Source organism: Krasilnikovia sp. MM14-A1259, assembly GCF_047159535.1.
Taxonomy (GTDB): Bacteria; Actinomycetota; Actinomycetes; order Mycobacteriales; family Micromonosporaceae; genus Actinoplanes.
Window position 1 is genome coordinate 891,732 of sequence record NZ_BAAGAJ010000002.1, and the last position, 20,116, is coordinate 911,847.

Consider the following 20,116-nt stretch of genomic DNA (forward strand, 5'->3'; position numbering starts at 1 on the left):
GTCCGATGGCACTCACCGGTCTCCCGCTCATCGCGCTCGCCGTGCTCGTCGCGGTGGCGGCCGGCGCCGCGACGGTTCGGTTCTGGTCGCTGCCGGGCCGCTGGCGGCTGCCCGTTCGGGTCGCCGGGGTGCTGCTCGCCGAGGCGCTCGTGGTCGCCTCCGCCGGGCTCGTGCTCAACCGGCACGAGCAGTTCTACCCGTCGTGGGCCGCGCTGGCCGGGGACACCGGCACCCGGGCACGGGCCACGGTGACGGCCGCCGGACGGCTGGACGACCAGCTCGGCCGTACGGTCAAGCCGCCGCCGTGGCGGCCCGCCGGCTGGACGGCCTGGCGGCTCGCGACCGCCCCGGTGCTGCTGGTGCCACCGGCGTACCGCGCCCGGCGCGCGGCCACGTTCCCGGCGTTGCTGGAACTCGTCGCGCCCGGTGGCGCCGCCGCGGCGGAGCGCGCGGCCGCCGCCGACCCGGACGCGGTCCGCGTCGTGCTCGTGCCGACCGGGCGCACCGCGGCGGCGGCGCTGGCGAACCTGCCCGCCGCGCTCGCCCGCGACGTGCGAGTCACCTCCCGCGGCTGGGCCGTCGTCGCCACCTCCGCGCAGGCCGGGCTCGCCGCCGGCCTGGTGCGCGCCGACCAGCGGTTCAGCGCCCTGGCGCTGGTCGGGGCCGGGCCGGCCCCTCGGCCCGGCACGCCCGGGGTAGCGGTGCGCAACGCCGGCGCAGCCACCGGGCCGGCGGCTGCACCGGTCGTGCCCGGGGTGGCGGTGCGCCGCGTCGGCGCCACGGGACCAGCCGCAGCGGCATGGGCGCTCGGGGACGCCTGGGCAGCCGAACAGACCCCGCAGCCGCTGGCGGCTCCCGTGGTGCTGCCGACGGCGGTGCCGCGATGAGGATCGACGGGATCGCCGGGGTTCTCGCCGCGTTGGCGGCGTGCGTGGGCGCCGCGGTGCTGCTCGGCCGGGTCTGGGACCGCGCGCGCCGGACCGGGCGCATCCTCGCCGCTGCGGCTAGTTTGGTCAGCGTGCTGGCCACCGCGGGACTGGAGCTCAATCGGCTCACCGAGACCTATCCGACATGGGGGGCGCTGGCCGGCGCGGCGCCGACATCGGCCTCGCCCGGGCGTTCGAGCGGCACGGCCACGGCGGCCACCGGCAGTCAGGTCGTGACGCTCAAGGTCGCCGGCCGCGGCACCGGCATGACGATGCCCGCGTACGTGTACCTGCCGGCCGCCTACCGCACCGCCGCCGGACGCGACGCCCGGTTCCCGGTGATCGAGGCGCTGCACGGCTACCCCGGCTCGCCGCGTACCTGGCTGAACCGGCTCGGCGTGCAGGCCCACCTGGACGCGGAGATCGCGGCCGGGCGGATGGCGCCGACCGTGGTGGTGTTCCCGTACCTGACGCCGGCGCCGCTGCTGGACACCGAGTGCACCAACCTGGTGCGCGGGCCGAAGGCCGAGACGTACCTGACCGTCGACGTGCCCGCGGCGATCCGGGCGCATTTCGGGGTCCGCGCGGACCGGGCGGGGTGGGCCGTGACCGGCTTCTCGGCGGGCGGGTTCTGCGCCACCGACCTGCTGCTGCGCCATCCCGACCGGTACGCGGCGGCGGCCAGCCTGTCTGGCTACGCGGCCCCTGGCATCGCGATCGGCGACGGCAGTGAGAACACCACCGCCAACGCCGCGTGGCGGCTGCGCCATCTGCCCGCACCGGCGGCGTCGCTGTACCTGGGGTACGCGGCCGACGACAAGCACGCGTGCCGCGACGCGCGGCTGCTCGCCGGGCTCGCCCGCAGCCCGCTGGAGGTCACCACGGCGGTGGTGGCGCACGGCGGGCACAGCGACGCGGTGTGGGAGACGATGGAGGGCCCCGCGTTCGACTGGCTCGGCGCCCGCCTCGCCCGCCCGGCCCGGGTGGACGGCGTGGTGGCGCGGTGATCCGCGCGCCCATCGCGCGACGACGGGGTGCGGCGCAACGCCCGGCACCGGCCGCCCGTCCGCTGCTGGAGCCCGGGCGCGGCGCCGTGCTCATGTCACTGCTCGCGGTGGGTGCGCTGGCCGGTTGCGGCGCACCGCTGACCCGAAACCTGCCACACACCCCGTCGGCGGTGACCGTGGTCACGTTCGGTGACTCCGTGCCCGCGGGTACGTCCTGTGACTGCACCCCGTTCCCCGACCTGTACGCGCGCCGGCTCGGCGCGGGCGCCCGTTCGGTCAACCTGGCCGAGCCCGGCCTGACCGCCGGGGACGTGGCCGACGAGCTGGACACCGGGGAGGGCGCCGAGGCGGTACGTGGCGCGAGTGTGGTGCTGCTCATGACCGGGGCCAACGACCTGGCCGACGCGTTCGACGAACACAGCGGCGACTCCGGGTACGCCGAGGCCGCGGCCGGGGTGCAGCGCAACGTCACCACCGCCCTCACCCGGGTCCACGAGCTGCACGGCGAGGGGGTGCGGGTGCTCGTGCTGGGCTATTGGAACGTCGTCGAGGACGGCGACGTGGCCCGGGAGGACTACGGCGACGGCGGCGTCGCCGAGTCGGCCACCGCCACCCGGTACGCCGACGACGCGCTGCGTCGCGCGGCGTCCGCGGGCGGGGCGGAGTACCTGGACACCTCCACGGCGTTCAAGGGCGCCGACGGGCGGGCCGACCCGACCGCGCTGCTGTCCGCGGACGGCGACCACCCGAACGCCGACGGCCAGGCGGCGATCGCCGCCGCCGTCTACCGGGCGCTGCCCGAACCACCACAGTGACCGGTTGCGGGGTGACGCTGCGCACGGTACGCCGCGCCGCCTCACAACCGCTTCCCGGGCGGCCGATCGGATGGTCGCAGCGTGTGCGCGCGGAATCCGTCCGTGGGCAGGCGATAACCCGGGAGCGCGTCAATGAGGACGGCGAAAAACGCCATCATGCCCCAAGTGGGCCGACTGGTACGGATCGTCACCGACCGCAAGGTCAGCACCAAGATCTGGCTGGCCGTGGCGTTGATGGCGTTGGCGGCCGTCGGAGTCGCCGCTGCCGCGCTGATCAGCATGCGGCAGATGCAGGAAAAGTCTGACTATCTGTACCGTCAGGCGCTGGTCCCGGTCACCCGGCTCACCGAGATGCAGCACGCTGCCGAACTGACCCAGGTCGGGCTCCTCAACGCCGCGGCCTCCACCGAACCGGCCCAGGTCCACGAGTACCTGAAGGACAGTGCGGCCCAGGACGCGGTGTTCGACCGGGCACTCGCGGCGTACCGCAGCTCCGACATGACCGGGCGGCAGAAGGAACTGGCGCAGGTCACCGACTCGATGACGCAGTACCGCAAGCTGCGCGACAACTGGATGGCCCCGGCGATCGAACGCGGCAACCTGGACGCGTTCCGCGGCGTCCGCGACGGCCAGGGCACCGTGGTGATCTCCGATCTCACCGACGGGCTGGACCGTCTGGTGGCGATCGAGACCGCGGCCGCGCGCCACCAGAACGACGCCTCACGCAACACCTACCAGGGTTCGCGCACGCTGGTGGCCGCGTTCGTGGTGCTGGGTGTGCTCGTGGCGGGCGTGGTGAGCTGGCTGATCGCCCGGGCGATCACGCGGCCCCTGGCCCGGTGCGTCGCGGCGCTGCGCCGCGTCCGCGACGGCGACCTGACTGTCCGGATCGGTCTGCGGGGCCGCGACGAGGTGGCCCAGCTTGCCGCCGCGCTGGACGCGTCGACCGAGGCGACCGCGGCGATGGTCCGTGAAGTGACCGGGAACGCGACGCAGGTGGCGACGGCCGCGGAGGAGCTGTCGGCCGTGTCGACGCAGCTGTCGGCGACATCGGAGGAGACCTCGGCGCAGGCGGGGACGGTGTCGGCGGCTGCGGAGCAGGTGTCGGGCAACGTGCAGACCGTGGCCGCGGGTGCGGAACAGATGTCCGCGTCGATCCGGGAGATCGCCGGCAATGCGGGCGAGGCGGCGAAGGTGTCGATGGAGGCCGCCGCTGCGGCGGAGCGCACCAACGAGATCGTGGCGCAGCTGGGTCAGTCGTCGGCGCAGATCTCCGATGTGGTGCAGCTGATCACGGCGATTGCGGAGCAGACGAATCTGCTGGCGTTGAACGCGACGATCGAGGCTGCGCGGGCCGGTGAACACGGTAAGGGTTTCGCGGTGGTGGCGACCGAGGTGAAGGATCTGGCGCAGGAGACGGCTCGGGCGACGGGTGACATTGCGGCGCGGATCAACGCGATTCAGGGTGAGACGGCGCAGGCGATCGCGGCGATCGGGGAGATCGCGGTGGTGACCGGCCGGATCAACGACTACGCGTCGACGATCGCGGCGGCGGTGGAGGAGCAGACCGCGACGACCAGTGAGATGGTGCGCAACGTCGCGCAGGCGGCCGCCGGTACGGGCAATATCGCCGGCAACATCGCGGGGGTGGCGTCGGCGGCGGACTCGGCGGCGTCGGGTGCGTCCGAGACCCAGGCGACCGCGAACAGCCTCGCCGCCATGGCCACGGAGCTCCAGCAGTTGGTGTCCACGTACCAGACGTAGGCGCCGGCCACCGACCACCCCGCCCCCCGCCGGTGGCCGGTCCGCGGCACTGCCCGGACCGGCCGCCGGCTCATTGTCGTCCACGAACGGGAAGGACCTTCGGTCCCCGCTCGGGACCGACCGGCACTGTCGCCCGGCCCGCCGCGGCGGCGAACGTCGAACCGGTATCCCCGCGCAGAACCCGGGAGGCGACATGTCCGGACGAGTCAGCAAGCGGCGTCGCCGCGTGGCGGCGTGGACACTGCTCGGCGCGGCGGCCGTCGCTGTCGTCGCCGCCTACCGGCCGGCGGCTCGCAGGCGGTACCTCACGTGGGGCGCCACCGCCGTCGAGGCCGCCGAGCCGATGCCCGGCGACGACCTGGTCGCCGACCCCGACCTGGTGTCCACGCGTGCCGTGACCATCGCGGCGCCGCGCGGCGCGGTGTGGCCGTGGCTGGTGCAGATGGGCAGCGGCCGTGGCGGCGCCTACACGTACGACTGGATCGAGAACGTGTTCGGTCTCGACATGCACAGCACCAGCCGGATCCTGCCGCAGTACCAGAACCTCGCGGCCGGTGACGAGCTGCCGCTGGGGCCGGACGGTCCCGCCATGCGGGTGGAACGGTGCGAACCGGACCGGCTGCTGGCGTTCCGGTCGCCGGATCACCGGTGGGCGTGGATCTTCCAGCTCGGCGACGACGCCGAGGGTACCCGGCTGGTCAGCCGCAACCGGATCGCGTTGCCGCACGCCACCCGGGCGCAGCGGCTGACGTACCGGTTCGTCATGGAGCCCGGCAGCCTGATCATGGAACGGAAGATGCTGCGGGGCATCCGGGACCGGGCTCAGGCGTACGCCAGGCGCCGCGAGCCGGTCGCGGCTGGCTCGGCATGAGCGAGTGCACCGAGCGCAGCGAGGGCCGCGAGCGCATGCGCTGCTGGCTCGGCATGAGCCGTGCGACCGCCCTCAGCGCGCGCCGCGGTGCAGTACCCGCAGGCGGTGCTCGTACTCGTCGGTGTCGATGTCGCCGACCGCGAGGCGATCGGCAAGCGTGCGCTCGGCGGACGCCATGGCCGACGCACCGCCGGGCGGCTGCGGCGGAACCCGGCCGGCGACCCGCATCGCCAGCAGGACCGTGCCGCCGATCAGGGCGACGAATGCCAGCACCGAGAACGCCATCAGCAGCCATCCCCAGGAACCCATGCCTGCGCCGTAGAACATCATGACCGGACTCCCTTCCGCACCCTCATCGTGCGCCGGGCACCGGACCGCGGCACGGGCCGACCGGCCCCCGGTTGCGGGGTCCGCGGCCTCCTGTTCCGCGTGCGCCTGCGGCTTCGGCGCGCGCGCCATCGGGGCGCGCCCGCGAACGTGCCGGATGCGGTCCGGGACGGCACCGGCATTCTCTGGCCTTGACGGCCCCGGGGTGAGCATGATGACGGGGAGGGGGTGATACCGGTGGTGTTCCTGTTCGTGATGACGGCTGTTCTGCTGGCGGCGTGCGTGGCCGCTGTCTGGCCGTGGTCGGAGCCGTCGCCGGGCACCGAGGACGGCCGCGATCAGCCCGAGCCTGCCGGCGAGGCGCCGCCCGAGAGCCTGGAGGGCGTGCTGGTGGCGCAGCTGCGGTCGGGAGAGATCACCCGGCGGCAGTATCTGCGGGCGATGGCCTCCCTGGCGGCGCGTGACGACGAGCGTCACCCGCTCGCCCCGCCACCGGACACCCGGTGGCCGCCCACGGAAGCGTGACCAGGCGGCACGCACCGCCCGGCGGATGCGGAACGGGCCGTACGGCCCTGTTCGGGCCCGCCCCCCGGGTATGCGATGGACCTTGCCGGGCTGTTCGAGCAGGGGGTCCGCATGTCCTTCCGTGATCGTATCGATGCCGGTCGCCGGCTCGCCACCCAGCTGCGGCCGCTGCGTGGCAGCGCCGACATCGTGGTCCTCGGGCTGCCCCGCGGTGGTGTGCCGGTGGCCGCCGAGGTGGCCCGCGTGCTGGGCGCCCCGCTCGACATCATCGTGGTCCGCAAGGTCGGGGCCCCGGACCAGCCGGAGCTCGCCCTGGGCGCCATCGGCGAGGACGGCGAAGGTGTCGTCAACGCGGGCCTGGTCCGCGCCCTCGGGGTCACCCCGGCCGAGCTGCGTGCCGCCCAGGAGCAGGCCCGCGACGAGGTCCGCAGCCGCGTACGGGCGCTGCGCGGGCAACGGGCCCGGGTGCCGCTCGCCGGGCGGACCGCGATCATCGTGGACGATGGGGTGGCGACCGGGGCCACGGCGCGTGCCGCCTGCCGTATCGCCCGGGCGGCCGGCGCGGCGCGCGTCATGGTGGCCGTGCCGGTGGCGCCCGCGGACGCGGTGGAGTCGCTGGCCGGGGCGGCCGACGACGTGGTGAGCCTGCTGCACCCCACGCTGTTCGGGGCGGTCGGGCAGTTCTACGACGACTTCTCGCAGACCCCGGATGCCGAGGTCGCCGCGTTGCTGGCGGCGTCGGCCCACGACGGTGGGGTGCCCGCCGCGGCGCAGCCGGCCGATGACGCCGAGGTGACGGTGGACGCCGGGGGGATCGCGCTGCCCGGCCGGCTCACCGTTCCGGCGCAGGCGCGCGGCATCGTGGTGTTCGCGCACGGCTCCGGCAGCGGGCGGGACAGCCCGCGCAACCGGCACGTGGCCGAGGTGTTGCACGAGGCCGCGCTCGGGACCCTGCTGTTCGACCTGCTCACCGACGACGAGGCGGCGGACCGGCGCAACGTGTTCGACATCGGCCTGCTGGCCGGGCGGCTGCAGTCCGCGGTCCGGTGGCTGCGCCGGCGTCCGGCCGCGGGCACCGCCGCGGTGGGACTGTTCGGCGCCAGCACGGGCGGGGCCGCCGCGCTCGCCGCCGCGGCCGCCCTCGGTACGGACATCGCCGCCGTGGTGTCCCGTGGCGGCCGCCCCGACCTGGCCAAGGCACACCTGGCCGAGGTGGCGGCGCCGACGTTGCTCATCGTCGGCGGTGACGACCAGGTGGTGCTGGAACTCAACCGGGACGCCCGGCGGCGGCTGCACTGCCCGAACCGGCTTGCGGTGGTTCCCGGCGCGGGGCATCTGTTCGAGGAACCGGGCGCGCTCGACGTCGTCGCCGCGGCGGCCGCGGAATGGTTCACCGACCACCTTGCACCGGACGCGGTGCCCGCCACGGCGGCACCCTAGAGCCGTCGGGGTCTTGTGCCGGACTGCGTAGCCGCCGAGGACCACCGGTAGCAGTCTGCCTTTCGGGCCGTACGGCAGGCCACGTTGCTACCGTCGCTTGGTGATCAACTGGGCAGAGCTCGTGGCCACCGATTTCCCCGTTCCGGACCAGCTCGAAGCGGCGCTCGGCGAGTTGTCGACGATGCTCGCCGCCGTGGACCCGGTGGCCCGCGACGCCTGGGCCTACCCCACGCTCGCGACGTGGATCGAGCGTGGAGTGCTGGACGACCACCTCACCGACCTCGGCGCCGCGATGGTGGCCCGGTTCAACCACCCGGAGGTTCAGGCGCGCACGTTCGCGCCGCTGGTGCTGGCCTCGGCCGTCCGCCGTGACGCCGTCGCCGGAGTGCTCACCGACACGACGGTGCTCGGCTGGCGCGACGCGTTCGTGTCGTGGTGGCCCGCCGAGGCGGACATCCGCGGGTGGGACGAGCAGCGCGGGTGGCTGCACGCGGTCGCGCACGGCGCCGACCTGGCCGGCGAGTTGGGCGCGTCGCCGCGGCTCACCACGAACGACCGCGCCGAGCTGCTCACCGTCGTCGGACGCCGCGTCGTGGCTCCGACCGACTACCGGTACGCGCACATGGAGGAGGACCGCGTCGCAGGGGCCATCACCCAGATCCTCGCCACGGAAGCGCTGCCCGTGGCACCCGCTACCGGCTGGTTGACCACCGTGGATGATCTGTTCGCCACGGTGACTCCCGGCCCGCTGTCGGTCCCGGTGGCGAACACGCTTGCCGTGCTCCGCGCCGCCTACGTCATGGCAGACCGGTCTGCGCTGCCGGACCGGACGAGTGTCACCGACGCCATCGCCCAGCGTCTGCATCTGGCATTCGGCGGATACCCGTTGCTCCGACAGTAGGTGGGGCAAGACTCCACGACCCGGCCGCGCTCTTCTACCACCAGCCGCACGTTCACCGAGATCGACGACCACCCGTCGCCCGGGCCGCGTCGGCCTCACACGATCTCGGCACCTCTGCTGCGGTCCGGCGCCCCGCCCAGCTCCGCCACGTCGAGCATGCGGCGCACATCGCCGGGGCTCAGCACGCCGCACGGCCGGCCGCCGACCGCGACGACCGCCAGCCGGTACGGGTCGCCGAACACCGCCAGCGCACCCAGCAGCGGGGTGTCCGGCGCCAGCACCCGGGTCCGGGCCAGGGGCACCCGTACGTCCGCCAGCCGGGTACTGTCGCGGGCCGCGCCCGGCACCGTGGCCAGCCGGGACAGGGTGACCAGCCCGTCGAGCCGCCCGTCGAGGTCGACGACCGGGTACGCCCGGTGCGGGTGGACGGCCGCCACCGCGGCGACGAACCCGGCGATGCTCTGCCCGGAGTACCCGCACACCGGGGGTGCAGTCATCGCCCGGGCCACGTCGATGCCCGCCAGCCCGGTACTCAGCCGCACGTCGGCGGCCTCCGCCCCGGCCGTGGTGGCGAGGAACCAGCCGAGCAGCATCAGCCACAGCCCGTTCAGCGAGCCGGACGTCAGCACCGCCGCCAGCCCGCCGCCGGCCACCAGCCCGCCGGTCACCTGCCCGGCCCGGGCGGCGGCCCGGCGGGCGGACGTCCGGTCGCCGCGGCGCCACCACACGAGCGCCGCGACCACCCGGCCGCCGTCCAGCGGGGCTCCCGGAAGCAGGTTGAAACCCGCCGTCACCGCGTTGACCGCGGCCAGCCAGATCAGGCCGACGTGCAGCAGTTCGAGGCCGGCGAGTGCGGCCAGCAGCGCGCCACCCGCGAAGACCCCGGCGGCGGCGAGGCTGGCCAGCGGGCCGGCCAGCGCGATCAGCAGGTCGGCGCGCGGGTGCGGGGGCTGGCCGTCCAACTCGGACACACCGCCGAGCAGCCACAACGTGATCGCCTTGACCCGTACGCCGAAATGCCGCGCGGTGAGTGCGTGCGCGAGTTCGTGCCCGAGCAGCGCCGCCAGGAACAGCCCGGCCAACGCCACCGCCACCAGCCAGTACGCCGCGGCGGCGTACCCGGCGGCGGCCGCGGGCAGCAGGGCACCGGCGACCCCCTGGGTCAGCAGGATCAGGATGAGCAGCACCGACCAGTGCATTCCGACCGGGATCCCGGCGATCTGGCCCAGTCGCAGGTTCTGGCGCATGCGCCTCGCCCACCCCTCACGGTCCCGGAGAGTCCGGCAGTCCTTCCAGCGACAGCACCGTGTCCCGGATGTCGCGGATGATGCCGTCGACCTCCTCGATCTGATCCTGCAGGCGGTCCCGGTAGGCCGGCGGGGAGAGCCGGGTGGCCAGGCACTGCAGGGCCAGGCCGTGCCGGAACAGCCGGTGGATGGCCCGGCCGCGCAGCTCCTCGCCGATCTGCTGGCGGTCCTCCAGCAGCCGGAGCTGCTCGGTGTCCTCGCGGGCGCGGGCCAGCCGCAGCACCAGCCCGGCCTGGGCGGCCAGCGCCGCCATGATCTCGCGGTCCAGCGCGTCGAATCCTTCGGCGCCGGGCCGGCGCGACACCAGCAGCACGCCGCTGAGCTCTCGCTCGGCCCGCAGCGGTACGGCCATGGACTGCCCGACCGGGCCCGGGCTGGGCGGTCCCGTCGGCAGCCGGTCGGAGTCGGCCACGGCGAGCCCGCCCAGCTCGACGGCGTCGCCGAGCACCGAGTCGGGCACCGTCACGCGGGCGCCGCGCCACGGGCGGAAGATGCCGTCGGCGACCGTGACGAGCATCGTGTCCGGGTCGTCGCCGGCCGGTACCGCGGCGACCGCGCCCGCGCCGCCCAGGGTCTCCTGCGCGGCGCGGCCGAACCGGCACAGGGCGGTGTCGGCCTCGGCGCCCGCGAGCAGGTCCGTCGACGCCCGGGCCATGGCCGCGTGGAACGCCTGGCGGCGCCGGCCCTCCCGTAGCCGGATGGCGTTCTCGATGGCCACCCCGGCGGCGGCGGTCAGCGCCACGACCAGTTGTTCGTCGTCGCCGGTGAACTCCGCGGCCCCCTGCTTCTCGGTGAGGTACAGGTGGCCGAACACCCGCCGGCCGACCTGGACCGGGACACCGAGGAAGGAACGCATCGGCGGGTGGTGCTCCGGGAAGCCGACCGACAGTACGTGCGTACTGATGTCGGCCAGCCGGACCGGCTCGGGCCGCTCGACCAGCAGGCCGAGCACGCCCTTGCCCTCGGGCAGGCAGCCGATCCGGTCGCGGGTCTGCTGGTCGACCCCGGCGTACAGGAACCGGACGAGGGTGCCCTGGGACACCACGCCGAGCGCTGCGTACCGGGCGCCCACCAGCGCCTTCGCGGTGTCGACGAGGTGCTGCAGGAGGCTGTCGAGGTCGTCGGCGCGGGCCACGTCGAGGTAGCCCCGCAGCAGCGCACACAGCCGCCCCTGGGTGGCGTCGGCCGCGTGGGAGCGGCCGAGGCCGAGCAGGTCGTCCCGCGGCCGGGCGGCACCGGCGGCGGCGAGGCCGATCCCGGGATCGTCGCCGCCGGAGGTCTCGTCTGGCGTCATCGTGCGCTCCTCGTCCGTGCACGAGGTTTGCCTGATTCGACCAGTCTGGCACCCTTGGGCGCCCGGGGGGAACATCCGGGCCACGCCAAGTTGCCGCCCGGCGGTCCGAGCCGGCGTTCAGCGCGGGCGCAGCGCTCAGCGCGGCACCGGCGCTCAGGGCAGCGAGAGTGCTCAGAGCATCGGGGTGCGCCCGGCGAATCCGGTCGCCACCCGGATCCGCGCCTGCAGGCCGGTGCCGTTGCCCGGGTACAGGTAGACGTCGTTGGTCGACCTCAGCACCGCGGCGAGGTCCAGGTAGCCGTTGCGGTCGAAGTCGCCGACCCCGACCAGGTCGCGCATGCTGTTCCAGCCCGTGCCGATCTGCCGGCGGGGGGCGAAGCCGCCGGAGCGTCCCGAATAGAACTGCAGCGTGCCGGTGGACGTGACCCGGGCGATCAGGTCCGGGATGCCGTTGCGGTCGAAGTCGCCCACCCCGGTCAGCTCGCTCATGGTGTCCCAGCCGCCGGTGCCGACCCGTACGCGCGGGCCCAGGGCGACGCCGGCGCGACCCGGGTAGACGTACAGGCTGCGGTTGCTGATCTGGGCGGCGAGCAGGTCGGGGTAGCCGTCGCGGTTGAAGTCGCCGATCGCGGTGAGCTCGCGCATCGAGTTCCAGCCGGTGCCGATCCGTTTGCGGACGCCGAAGCCGGATCCGGTGCCTGGATAGAACCACAGGTCGCCGTTCGAGCTCTGGCGGGCCACGACGTCCTCGTGGCCGTCGCGGTTCAGGTCACCGATCCGGACGATCGCGCTCATCGCACCCCAGCCGCTGCTGCCCACCGTACGGGCCGCGGAGGTGTCCAGGTACGTGCCGTTGCCCGGGTACAGCACCAGGCTGCCGGTGCTCGTCCGGGCCAGTACGTCCGACCAGCCGTTGCGATTGAAGTCCGCGAACGTCGCGGAGGGCAGCGCGGCGATGTCGACGTAGTCGTTGTCGATGTCGATCGTGATCCCGCCGTACGTCTCCGGATGATCACCGCGGTACTGCTTGATCCGGCGGTGCGGCGACCAGTACGCGGCCGGGATGGCCGGATCGGACACGGTGGCGGCGCCGTCCCAGCGGGCGAAGTCCAGGTAGTCGGGGTGGACGTACCCGGCGGCCCGGTAGTTCGCCACCTGGTCGGCGACCCCGGAGCCCAGGCTGGAGTAGAAACCGGACAGGTATCCGCGATCGTGCAGCCGGGCGGACCACGCCCCGATGAACCCGAGCACCCCGGCCCGGCAGGCGGGGTCGTCCGTACGGTATGCCTCCATGTCGTAGATCAGCACGCTCGGCGCGGCCAGCCCGAGCGTGGTGGCCTGGGTGACCGCGTCGTCCGCGGCGGCCCGGCCCTGCGCCGCGGCCTGCGTGTTGTCGATCTTGTTGGGCTTGTTCGACAGGGTGCACGACGCCTGCGGGCCCAGGTAGATCGGCAGCAGGTGCCAGCCCATGCCCTGCTGGTGGGCGACCCAGTCCGCGGTCAGATTCGGCTGCGCGCAGGCGCGGTTGTTGCCGCCGAAGTAGATCCCCACCGCCCGGTACGGCGACGCCAGCCAGGCGTCCATCGTCGCGCTGTCCGGGGCGGTGCACGCGTCGAAGCCGTACCCGGTGAAACCGCCCGGGGCGGGAGCAGCCGCCGCGGCGGGCGGTGCCGCTGCGGTGAGCGTGAGCGCCGCGCCGAGCACGGCGGCGGTGACCGCTGCGCGCAACGGGCGCAGCGGCGGTCGCCGGTGCTGCGGCTCGCCGCACGGGGCAGCCATGGTGACCTCGCACGAGATTCGACGTTGTTTCAGACAACGACGTGCAGCGTCCGGCGGACAGGGCCGAACGTCCCCAATGGCAGGTACGGCGGGACCAAAGTCCCGTCGTACCCCCGGCCGTTCAGCCCTGTGGCCGCGGTGGCGCCGCGCGCGAGCCTGGAAGCAGGCCACAGCCTCGGGGGTGTCCCCATGACCACGACGATCAGCGCCACCGGCCGCCTGACCACGGTGCACACGGCCGCCCGCCCGGTGGCGGCCCTGGCCGGAGTCGTCGGCGAGCAGCGCTACGCCGGGCTGCGGGCCGCCGCGGAGGACTTCCGTGTCCGGTTCGCGGGCCGGACCATCTGGACCGTCAGCTCGACCTGCACCGGCGGCGGCGTCGCCGAGATGCTGCAGGCCCTGGTCGGGTACGTGCGCGACCTCGACGTCGACATCCGCTGGCTGGTGATCGGTGCGAACCCGAGCTTCTTCGCGGTCACCAAGCATCTGCACCACCTGCTGCACGGCTTCCCCGGCCGCATGACGCTGGGCCCGCAGACCGCGGCCCACTACGAGGACGTGCTGGCCGCGAACGCCCAGGAACTGCTGGCCCTCGTCCATCCCGGCGACATCGTGCTGCTGCACGACCCGCAGACCGCCGGGCTGGCGCCGTGGCTGACCCATGCCGGGGTGCACGTCGTGTGGCGCAGCCACATCGGCACCGACCTGCAGAACGACGCCACCCGGGACGGCTGGGCGTTCCTGCGGCCGTACCTGCAGCACGCGGACGCGTACGTGTTCTCCCGGCGCGCGTTCGTCCCGGCGTGGCTGCCCGCCGAGCGGACCCGGATCATCACCCCGTCGATCGACCCGTTCGCGCCGAAGAACCAGGATCTCGCACCGGACACCGTGCGTGCGGTGCTGGACGCCGCCGGGCTGATCGAGGCGCCGACCCGTGCCGCACCGGCGTACCTTCGCCGCGACGGCAGCACCGGCACGGTCGAGTGCCACGCCACGGTGGTCGCGGACAGCCTGCCCGGCCCGGACGAGCCGCTGGTCGTGCAGGTGTCGCGCTGGGATCCGCTCAAGGACATGGCCGGGGTGATGCGGGCCTTCGCCGAGTACGTCGCCCCGCACGTCCCGGGGCGGCTCATGCTGGCCGGTCCGGCCCTGGTCGCCGACGATCCCGAGGGCGCGCTCGTCCGGGCGGCGTGCGTGCAGCGGTGGCGTGGGCTGCCCCCGCCCGTACGGGGGCGGATCGCCCTGGCATCGCTGCCGGTCGACGACGTCGACGAGAACGCCGTGCTGGTCAACGCGTTGCAGCGGCACGCCGCGGTGGTGACCCAGAAGAGTCTCGCCGAGGGATTCGGGCTGACCGTCGCCGAGGCGATGTGGAAGGGACGCCCGGTGCTGGCTTCCACGGTCGGCGGGATCCCCGACCAGATCACCGAAGGGGCCGGGGTGCTGGTGCCCGACGCGACGGACCTCGCCTCGTTCGGGGCGGCGCTGCGGGGGCTGCTCGCCGACGCCTCCGCCCGGCAACGGATCGGCGCGGCCGCCCACGAGCGGGTCCGTGCCGCGTTCGTCGGCGACAAGCACCTGCTGCGCTACGCCGAACTGCTGACCGCGCTGCTGAGCCGCCCGCCGGGCGGGTGACCGTGCTCGACCGCACCGCCGAGGCGGTGGTCGTGGTGACCGACGACCCGGACTCGCTGTCCGGGCGCCCGGAAGCCGAGGGGCTGCGGCGGCGGGTCGCCGAACTGGCCGCGGTGCACGTCGATGTGCGGGTGCTGCCCGCCCGTGACGGGTCGGTCGCGCGGCTGCTGGAACGGCTGGCGCGTCGCGGGATCGGCCCCGGCCTCGTGCTGCTGCTGCGCGGTGACATCGGCTCCGCCGACGCGGACGGCGCCGCGCTCGGGGCCGCGGCCGCCCGTACGCTGGCCGTGACCGTGGGGCCGCTGACCGCGGGCCCGGCGGAGCCGAGCGGCTGGGCCGCGCTGCTCGCCGCGCTCGACGAGCAGCTCATCCGGCGCCGCGACCGCCGGGTGCCCGCGGTGGACGAGGATCCCGCGTGGACGCTGCGCGAGACCGGGACGGACCCGCGCCGGCACCGCGTCTCCGAGGCGCTGTTCACCCTGGGCGCCGCGGGTTTCGCCACGCGGGGCGCGGTGGAGGAGGACGGGCCGGCCACGGTGCCGCTCACCCTCGCGGACGGCCTGTACACCGGCGGCGGACCGGCGGAACACCTGCTGCCCGCGCCGTGCTGGACCGCGCTGGAGCTGCACCCGCCGCCGCGCGAGGACGTACGCATCCTGGACCTGCACACCGGCGTGCTGTACCGGCGCGAGTCCGGTCCGGACGCGACCGTGCGCACGATGCGCCTGGTCGACATCACCCGGCCCGGCCTGGCCGCCGCCCGGATGGAGGGCCCGCCGGGACGACTGACGGCCGGCCCGGCGCTGCGCCTGCCCGCCACCCCCGACGGCGCCGAGCGCCCGGGCGACGCCGAGGGTGTCGCCGACGGCTACCACTGGGCGCGCGTGTCCGCCCAGGACACCGGGCACGGCGTCACGGCGGTGGCCGCGCAGCAGTGCCACACCGGGGGCACCCGGCACGTGGTGGACCGGTTCGCGGTGTACGCACGGGATCCGCACGCGGCGCCCGCCGCCGCGGTCGCGGCGCTGCGCGCCGCCCAGGGCGACGGCTTCGAACGGCTGCTCGCGGCGCACCGGGCCGCGTGGGCGCGCCGCTGGCAGCGGGTCGACGTACGGATTCCGGACGACCCGGAGGTGCAGCGGGCACTGCGCTTCGCGCTGTTCCAGCTGTGGTGCAGCACCGGCCGCCGGGACGAGTCCGCGGTGGGTGCGCGGGGGCTGTCCGGCATGGGCTACGCCGGGCACGTGTTCTGGGACGCGGACGTGTTCGTGCTGCCCGCACTGGTCACGATGGATCCGGGGGCCGCCGCGGCGATGGTGCGGTACCGGCTGCGCCGCCTCGACGCGGCCCGCGCCGCGGCCGCGGAGTGCGGGCGCCGCGGGGCCCGGTTCCCGTGGGAGTCGGCGAGCTCGGGCCGCGACGTGACGCCGCGGTCGGGCTACGTCGGCGGCGAGTGCGTGGCGATCCTCACCGGGGAACTGGAGGAGCACGTCACCGCGGACGTGGCGTGGGCGGCGGTGCACACGGCCACCTGGTCGGGCCGGCCCGACCTGCTCGCCGGCGCATGGTGCCCGCTGCTGGTGGAGACCGCCCGGTACTGGGCGTCGCGGGTGCGCACCGACGCGGCCGGGCGCGCCCACATCGACGGGGTCATCGGCCCGGACGAATATCACGAGGGTGTCTGCGACAACGCGTTCACCAACGTGATGGCGCGCTGGAATCTGCGTACCGCCGCGTCGCTGGGGCCCGGTGCTGCCGACGCCGCGGAGTGTGCCGCCTGGGCGGACCTCGCCGGCCGGCTGGTCGACGGCTACGACCCGGACACCGGCCGGTACGAGCAGTTCGCCGGCTACGACGCCCTGGAGCCGCTGCTGGCCGCGGACCTGGCGCCACCGCCGCTGGCCGCCGACGTCCTGCTGGGCCGCGAACGGGTGGGCCACTCCCAGTTGATCAAGCAGCCGGACGTGCTGATGCTGCACCACCTCGTACCGCAGGAGACCGCGCCGGGCTCGCTGGGCCCGAACCTGGACCGGTACGGCCCGCGCACCTCGCACGGGTCGTCGCTGTCCCCGGCGATCAGTGCCGCGCTGCTGGCCCGCGGACGGCGTCCGGACGCCGCCCTGGCGATGCTGCGCCTCGCGATGCGCCTCGACCTGGACGACGCCACCGGCACCACCGCGTCCGGGCTGCACGTGGCCACGCTGGGCGGGGTGTGGCAGGCCGTGCTGGCGGGCTTCGCCGGGGTACGGGTCCAGTCCGGCGCGCTGTGCGTGGACCCTTGCCTGCCGGGCTCCTGGGGCACGCTGGAGGTGCGTTTCCGCTGCCTGCGCCGGCACGTCCGGCTGCACGTGGAACGGGACTCGATCGAGATCCGCACCGACGGTCCGCTGCGGGTCCGGGTGCCGGGCCGGCCGCCCATGCTGGTCCGGGGGACTGCGCGGCTGCCCGCCGCGCGGGAAGGAGAGGCGTGATGCCGCATGTCATCGCCGCCGTCCGGCCCGGTGCCGACGACGCCGCCGTGGTCCCGGTCGCCGGGGCGATGGCCGCCCTGCTGTGCGCGGACGTGCGCCGCGTCGACCTCGTGGCGCGGCCCACCGCCGACGCCGCGCCGATCCTGGCCGCGCTGCAGGCCGTCGACGCCGTGGCCGCGGTCGTGTCCCGCGACGCGGTCGACGACCCGGGCTGGGAGGCGCTGCTGCAGGGTGCCGCGCAGCCGCTGGTCCTGGTACCCGAGAAGGGGCGGGCACCCGAGCGCATCGACCGGATCCTCATCCCGCTGGACGGCACGGTCGAGGCGGCCGAGGCGGTCGCCGAGACCGTGCTGCTGTGCGCGGGGGCGGGACTGGAGCTGATCGTGCTGCACGTCTTCGACGCCAGCACCGTGCCGGCGTACTGGGATCAGGCCGCGCACGCCCGCGAGTGCTGGGAGCAGGAGTTCCTCGCCCGGCACTGCGGGGTGCCCGGGGTGCGGCTGCATCTGCGCAGCGGGGTGGCCGGCGAGCACGTCGTCGACGTCGCGGAATCCGAGGAGGTCGACCTGATCGCGCTCGCCTGGTCGCAGCGGCTCATTCCGGGCCGGGCGGGCACGGTACGGCGGACGGTCGCGGAGGCTTCCGCCCCGGTCGCCCTGATTCCCGTTTTGCCACGATAGGCGAAGCCTGCCAGTTCATGTCCGGCTCGGCCCGCATGGCGGTGGGCCGCCCCGGGTACGCGTCTGCTGCCGGGGCCGACGGCCCGGCCGACGTGACGAGGAGGCTGCGATGAGGATCGGACTGATCGCCCCGCCCTGGGTCCCGGTGCCGCCGGTCGGCTACGGCGGCACCGAGGCGGTCGTGGACAACCTCGCGCGCGGCCTGAGCGAGCGCGGCCACGACGTACGGCTGTTCACGGTGGGCGAGTCCACCTGCCCGGTGCCGCGTGCGTTCCTCCACCCGTACGCCGTGCAGCCCATCGGTGACGCCGTGGCGGAGGCGGCGCACGTGCTGGCCGCGTACCGCGAACTGGCCCGGATGGACGTCATCCACGACCACACCGTGCTCGGCCCGCTGCTGGCCGGGCGGCACACCGCCGACCTGCCGCCGGTCGTCGTGACCAGCCACGGCCCGTTCAGTGCCGAGTCGCGGCGGATATTCGCGGAGATCGCCCGCGCCGCCCGGGTCGTGGCGATCTCCCGCGCGCAGGCCCGGCAGGCCGCGGGCGTACGGATCGCGGCCGTCATCCACCACGGCATCGACCTCGACCGCTACCAGACCGGCGCCGGTACGGGCGGGTACCTGCTGTTCCTGGGCCGCATGTGCCCCGACAAGGGGGTGCACCGGGCGGTCCGGATCGCCCGCGACGCCGGGGTGCCGCTGCGGATCGTCACCAAGATCTGGGAGGCCCCGGAGCGGGAGTACTACGAGCGTGAGGTCCGGCCGCTGCTCGAACCCGGCGCGCCCGAGCCCGCCGAGCAGAGCTCGCAGCGCTGCCTCGAACTGCTGGGCGGGGCGCGCGCCCTGCTCAACCCGATCTCCTGGGCGGAGCCGTTCGGGCTGGTCATGGCGGAGGCATTGGCGTGCGGCACTCCGGTGATCACCACGGCGTGCGGGGCAGCACCCGAGATCGTCGAGCACGGCCGGACCGGCTTCGTGTGCCACAGCGACCAGGAGATGACCGCCGCGGTCGCCCGCCTGGCCGGCATCGACCGGCAGGCCTGCCGCGAGGCCGCCGAGCGCCATTTCTCCCGCGAGCGCATGGCCCGCGACCACGAACGCCTGTACGCCGAGGTCATCGCGGGCGCCCGGGGAGTCGCGCCGCCGCGGGTGCACCCGGTCCCGGCCTGAGGCCGGCGTCAGCCGACGTCCGGGTACGGCGCCGCGGGCCCTCCCGTGGGCAGCACCGCCAGCGGGCACGCGGTACGCCCGAGCAGCGCACGCGGGATGTGGCCCAGCGCCTCACCCGTACCGGCGCAGTGGCTGCCGGACGCCACCACCAGCAGCGACGTGTCCTGGCTCAGCGTGAGCAGGGCGTGTGCCGGGTCGGGGTCGTGCACGATCTGCCGCTCCACCAGGTCGGCCGCGTCCGCGGGCAGGTGGTCGTACAGGATCGAGGTGAGTAGCCGGTCCGCGTCCGACATGCGGTCGTGCCGGCTGAGCCGGTAACCGCCGGTCACCGCGGCGCCGGCCTCGGCCCACGCGTACACCGCGCGCAGCGCCGACCCGCGACGCCGGGCCTCGGCCGCGGCGTAGGCCACCACGCTGCCGGGGCAGCTGTCGTCGTCGACCGCCGCAACGACCGCCCGCCCGGCCGGTGCCGGTCCCGGCCCGTGCACCAGCACGGGGCATCGGGAGTGGTCGCCCGCGCCGTGCAGGTGCGCGCCCACCACGTGGAACGTCCCGGGTGCCGCGTCCTCCCAGGCGCCGGGTCCGGACGGGTCCGCGTCCGCGGGGACCTCGACATACGACACCGGCACGTCGGTGAAGCGGTGGCGCAACTCGGCGAGGACGAGCGCCGCGGTCGCATTGGGCCCCGCATCGTGCGGCGCACGGATGGTCGTGACCGCGGCCTTCATGGGAGGACCTCCCGGTGCGGCGGAGTACGCGTCAGCGCCGCGCCGCGCCGACCCGGGCGGGCGTGATGTGCGCCTCCGGACCGGGGAAGATCAGCGTCGTGCGGCCGCTGTCCTGCCAGCGCACCTCGTACGGCGGGCTGCCGTCCGGGTGACCCACGGCGATGATCTCGCCGACCCGGCGGCCATCCCCCAGGTGGGTCCCCTCCAGCACGATCTGGTCGCCGACCTGCGCATTCATCTGTGCCTCCTGCGAAGTGTCCGGGCCGGTGGACGTCACGGCCAGCATGGCCCGGGGCCGGGCGGGCGGGCAGGGCCATTGGTCCCGGCTTCACCCGGCCCGGCCGCGGGTGCGGTGGGGGCGTGCGCGGGCCGTTCGGCGCGGGTCGCCGTGACCTTCGGCCGTCCCGGCGGGCACCGTGCCGGGACGACACTGGGCCTGGCCCGTGAACGGGCCGAGACGGGAGCCCACGGCATG

General features: G+C 75.0%; 18 protein-coding genes and 1 pseudogene. 13 read left to right on the plus strand and 6 right to left on the minus strand.

The window, feature by feature from the left end:
- The first annotated feature begins 5 nt into the window (after positions 1 to 5).
- The 5 genes from ACMCNK_RS03710 to ACMCNK_RS03730 all read left to right on the plus strand — a co-directional run bounded on the left by ACMCNK_RS03710 (position 6) and on the right by ACMCNK_RS03730 (position 5,383).
- Positions 6 to 887 (plus strand): hypothetical protein, encoded by an 882-nt coding sequence (locus ACMCNK_RS03710; protein WP_412734969.1) that lies wholly within the window; start codon positions 6 to 8, stop codon positions 885 to 887.
- A complete protein-coding gene (locus ACMCNK_RS03715; RefSeq protein ID WP_412734970.1) occupies positions 884 to 1,933 on the plus strand; it encodes an alpha/beta hydrolase in 1,050 nt (349 codons plus the stop codon). The genes ACMCNK_RS03710 and ACMCNK_RS03715 overlap by 4 nt, the downstream gene beginning before the upstream one ends.
- On the plus strand, positions 1,930 to 2,748 hold the full coding sequence (locus tag ACMCNK_RS03720; RefSeq protein WP_412734971.1) for an SGNH/GDSL hydrolase family protein: 819 nt from the start codon (positions 1,930 to 1,932) through the stop codon (positions 2,746 to 2,748). The genes ACMCNK_RS03715 and ACMCNK_RS03720 overlap by 4 nt, the downstream gene beginning before the upstream one ends.
- A gap of 165 nt (positions 2,749 to 2,913) precedes the next feature.
- Positions 2,914 to 4,512: a methyl-accepting chemotaxis protein gene (locus ACMCNK_RS03725; RefSeq protein WP_412734972.1), complete on the plus strand. Its 1,599-nt coding sequence runs from the start codon at positions 2,914 to 2,916 to the stop codon at positions 4,510 to 4,512.
- 193 nt (positions 4,513 to 4,705) lie between these two features.
- Positions 4,706 to 5,383 (plus strand): SRPBCC family protein, encoded by a 678-nt coding sequence (locus ACMCNK_RS03730; protein ID WP_412734973.1) that lies wholly within the window; start codon positions 4,706 to 4,708, stop codon positions 5,381 to 5,383.
- A 72-nt stretch (positions 5,384 to 5,455) separates the two neighbouring features.
- Here the strand turns inward: ACMCNK_RS03730 and ACMCNK_RS03735 are convergent, their stop codons facing one another.
- Positions 5,456 to 5,713, minus strand: a complete 258-nt coding sequence (locus tag ACMCNK_RS03735) for an SHOCT domain-containing protein (RefSeq protein WP_412734974.1) — start codon at positions 5,711 to 5,713, stop codon at positions 5,456 to 5,458.
- Between the two features lie 234 nt (positions 5,714 to 5,947).
- Here ACMCNK_RS03735 and ACMCNK_RS03740 point away from each other — a divergent pair, with 234 nt between their 5' ends.
- From ACMCNK_RS03740 to ACMCNK_RS03755, 4 genes and pseudogenes are all read left to right on the plus strand, one after another.
- Complete coding sequence (locus ACMCNK_RS03740; RefSeq protein ID WP_412734975.1) at positions 5,948 to 6,235, plus strand: hypothetical protein; 288 nt, start codon at positions 5,948 to 5,950, stop codon at positions 6,233 to 6,235.
- A gap of 111 nt (positions 6,236 to 6,346) precedes the next feature.
- A pseudogene (locus tag ACMCNK_RS03745) lies at positions 6,347 to 6,835 on the plus strand (phosphoribosyltransferase); the annotation flags it as partial.
- A gap of 156 nt (positions 6,836 to 6,991) precedes the next feature.
- A complete protein-coding gene (locus ACMCNK_RS03750; RefSeq protein ID WP_412740744.1) occupies positions 6,992 to 7,675 on the plus strand; it encodes a dienelactone hydrolase family protein in 684 nt (227 codons plus the stop codon).
- A 100-nt stretch (positions 7,676 to 7,775) separates the two neighbouring features.
- Positions 7,776 to 8,576, plus strand: a complete 801-nt coding sequence (locus ACMCNK_RS03755) for a DUF2785 domain-containing protein (protein WP_412734976.1) — start codon at positions 7,776 to 7,778, stop codon at positions 8,574 to 8,576.
- A 95-nt stretch (positions 8,577 to 8,671) separates the two neighbouring features.
- Here ACMCNK_RS03755 and ACMCNK_RS03760 read toward each other — a convergent pair whose 3' ends face one another.
- The 3 genes from ACMCNK_RS03760 to ACMCNK_RS03770 form a co-directional block, all read right to left on the minus strand.
- Positions 8,672 to 9,823, minus strand: a complete 1,152-nt coding sequence (locus ACMCNK_RS03760) for a site-2 protease family protein (RefSeq protein WP_412734977.1) — start codon at positions 9,821 to 9,823, stop codon at positions 8,672 to 8,674.
- A 16-nt stretch (positions 9,824 to 9,839) separates the two neighbouring features.
- The gene (locus tag ACMCNK_RS03765; RefSeq protein WP_412734978.1) at positions 9,840 to 11,177 is read right to left on the minus strand and encodes a GAF domain-containing protein; all 1,338 of its coding nucleotides are present in this window, start codon (positions 11,175 to 11,177) and stop codon (positions 9,840 to 9,842) included.
- A gap of 171 nt (positions 11,178 to 11,348) precedes the next feature.
- Complete coding sequence (locus ACMCNK_RS03770) at positions 11,349 to 12,956, minus strand: glycoside hydrolase domain-containing protein (RefSeq protein WP_412734979.1); 1,608 nt, start codon at positions 12,954 to 12,956, stop codon at positions 11,349 to 11,351.
- Positions 12,957 to 13,145: 189 nt separating this feature from the next.
- Here ACMCNK_RS03770 and ACMCNK_RS03775 point away from each other — a divergent pair, with 189 nt between their 5' ends.
- The 4 genes from ACMCNK_RS03775 (at position 13,146) to ACMCNK_RS03790 (ending at position 18,913) form a co-directional block, all read left to right on the plus strand.
- On the plus strand, positions 13,146 to 14,591 hold the full coding sequence (locus ACMCNK_RS03775) for a glycosyltransferase (protein ID WP_412734980.1): 1,446 nt from the start codon (positions 13,146 to 13,148) through the stop codon (positions 14,589 to 14,591).
- Between the two features lie 2 nt (positions 14,592 to 14,593).
- Positions 14,594 to 17,062 (plus strand): glycosyl hydrolase family 65 protein, encoded by a 2,469-nt coding sequence (locus tag ACMCNK_RS03780; RefSeq protein ID WP_412734981.1) that lies wholly within the window; start codon positions 14,594 to 14,596, stop codon positions 17,060 to 17,062.
- Positions 17,062 to 17,742, plus strand: a complete 681-nt coding sequence (locus ACMCNK_RS03785; RefSeq protein WP_412734982.1) for a universal stress protein — start codon at positions 17,062 to 17,064, stop codon at positions 17,740 to 17,742. Before ACMCNK_RS03780 ends, ACMCNK_RS03785 begins: the two co-directional genes overlap by 1 nt.
- A 109-nt stretch (positions 17,743 to 17,851) precedes the next feature.
- The gene (locus ACMCNK_RS03790; protein ID WP_412734983.1) at positions 17,852 to 18,913 is read left to right on the plus strand and encodes a glycosyltransferase family 4 protein; all 1,062 of its coding nucleotides are present in this window, start codon (positions 17,852 to 17,854) and stop codon (positions 18,911 to 18,913) included.
- An 8-nt stretch (positions 18,914 to 18,921) separates the two neighbouring features.
- On the opposite strand, the gene ACMCNK_RS03795 is transcribed toward ACMCNK_RS03790, so the two are convergent.
- Positions 18,922 to 19,641: a universal stress protein gene (locus ACMCNK_RS03795; RefSeq protein ID WP_412734984.1), complete on the minus strand. Its 720-nt coding sequence runs from the start codon at positions 19,639 to 19,641 to the stop codon at positions 18,922 to 18,924.
- Positions 19,642 to 19,672: 31 nt separating this feature from the next.
- Positions 19,673 to 19,879 carry a DUF1918 domain-containing protein gene (locus tag ACMCNK_RS03800; RefSeq protein WP_412734985.1) on the minus strand — a complete coding sequence of 69 codons (207 nt, stop codon included), beginning with the start codon at positions 19,877 to 19,879 and terminating at the stop codon, positions 19,673 to 19,675.
- Between the last annotated feature and the right edge of the window lie 237 nt (positions 19,880 to 20,116).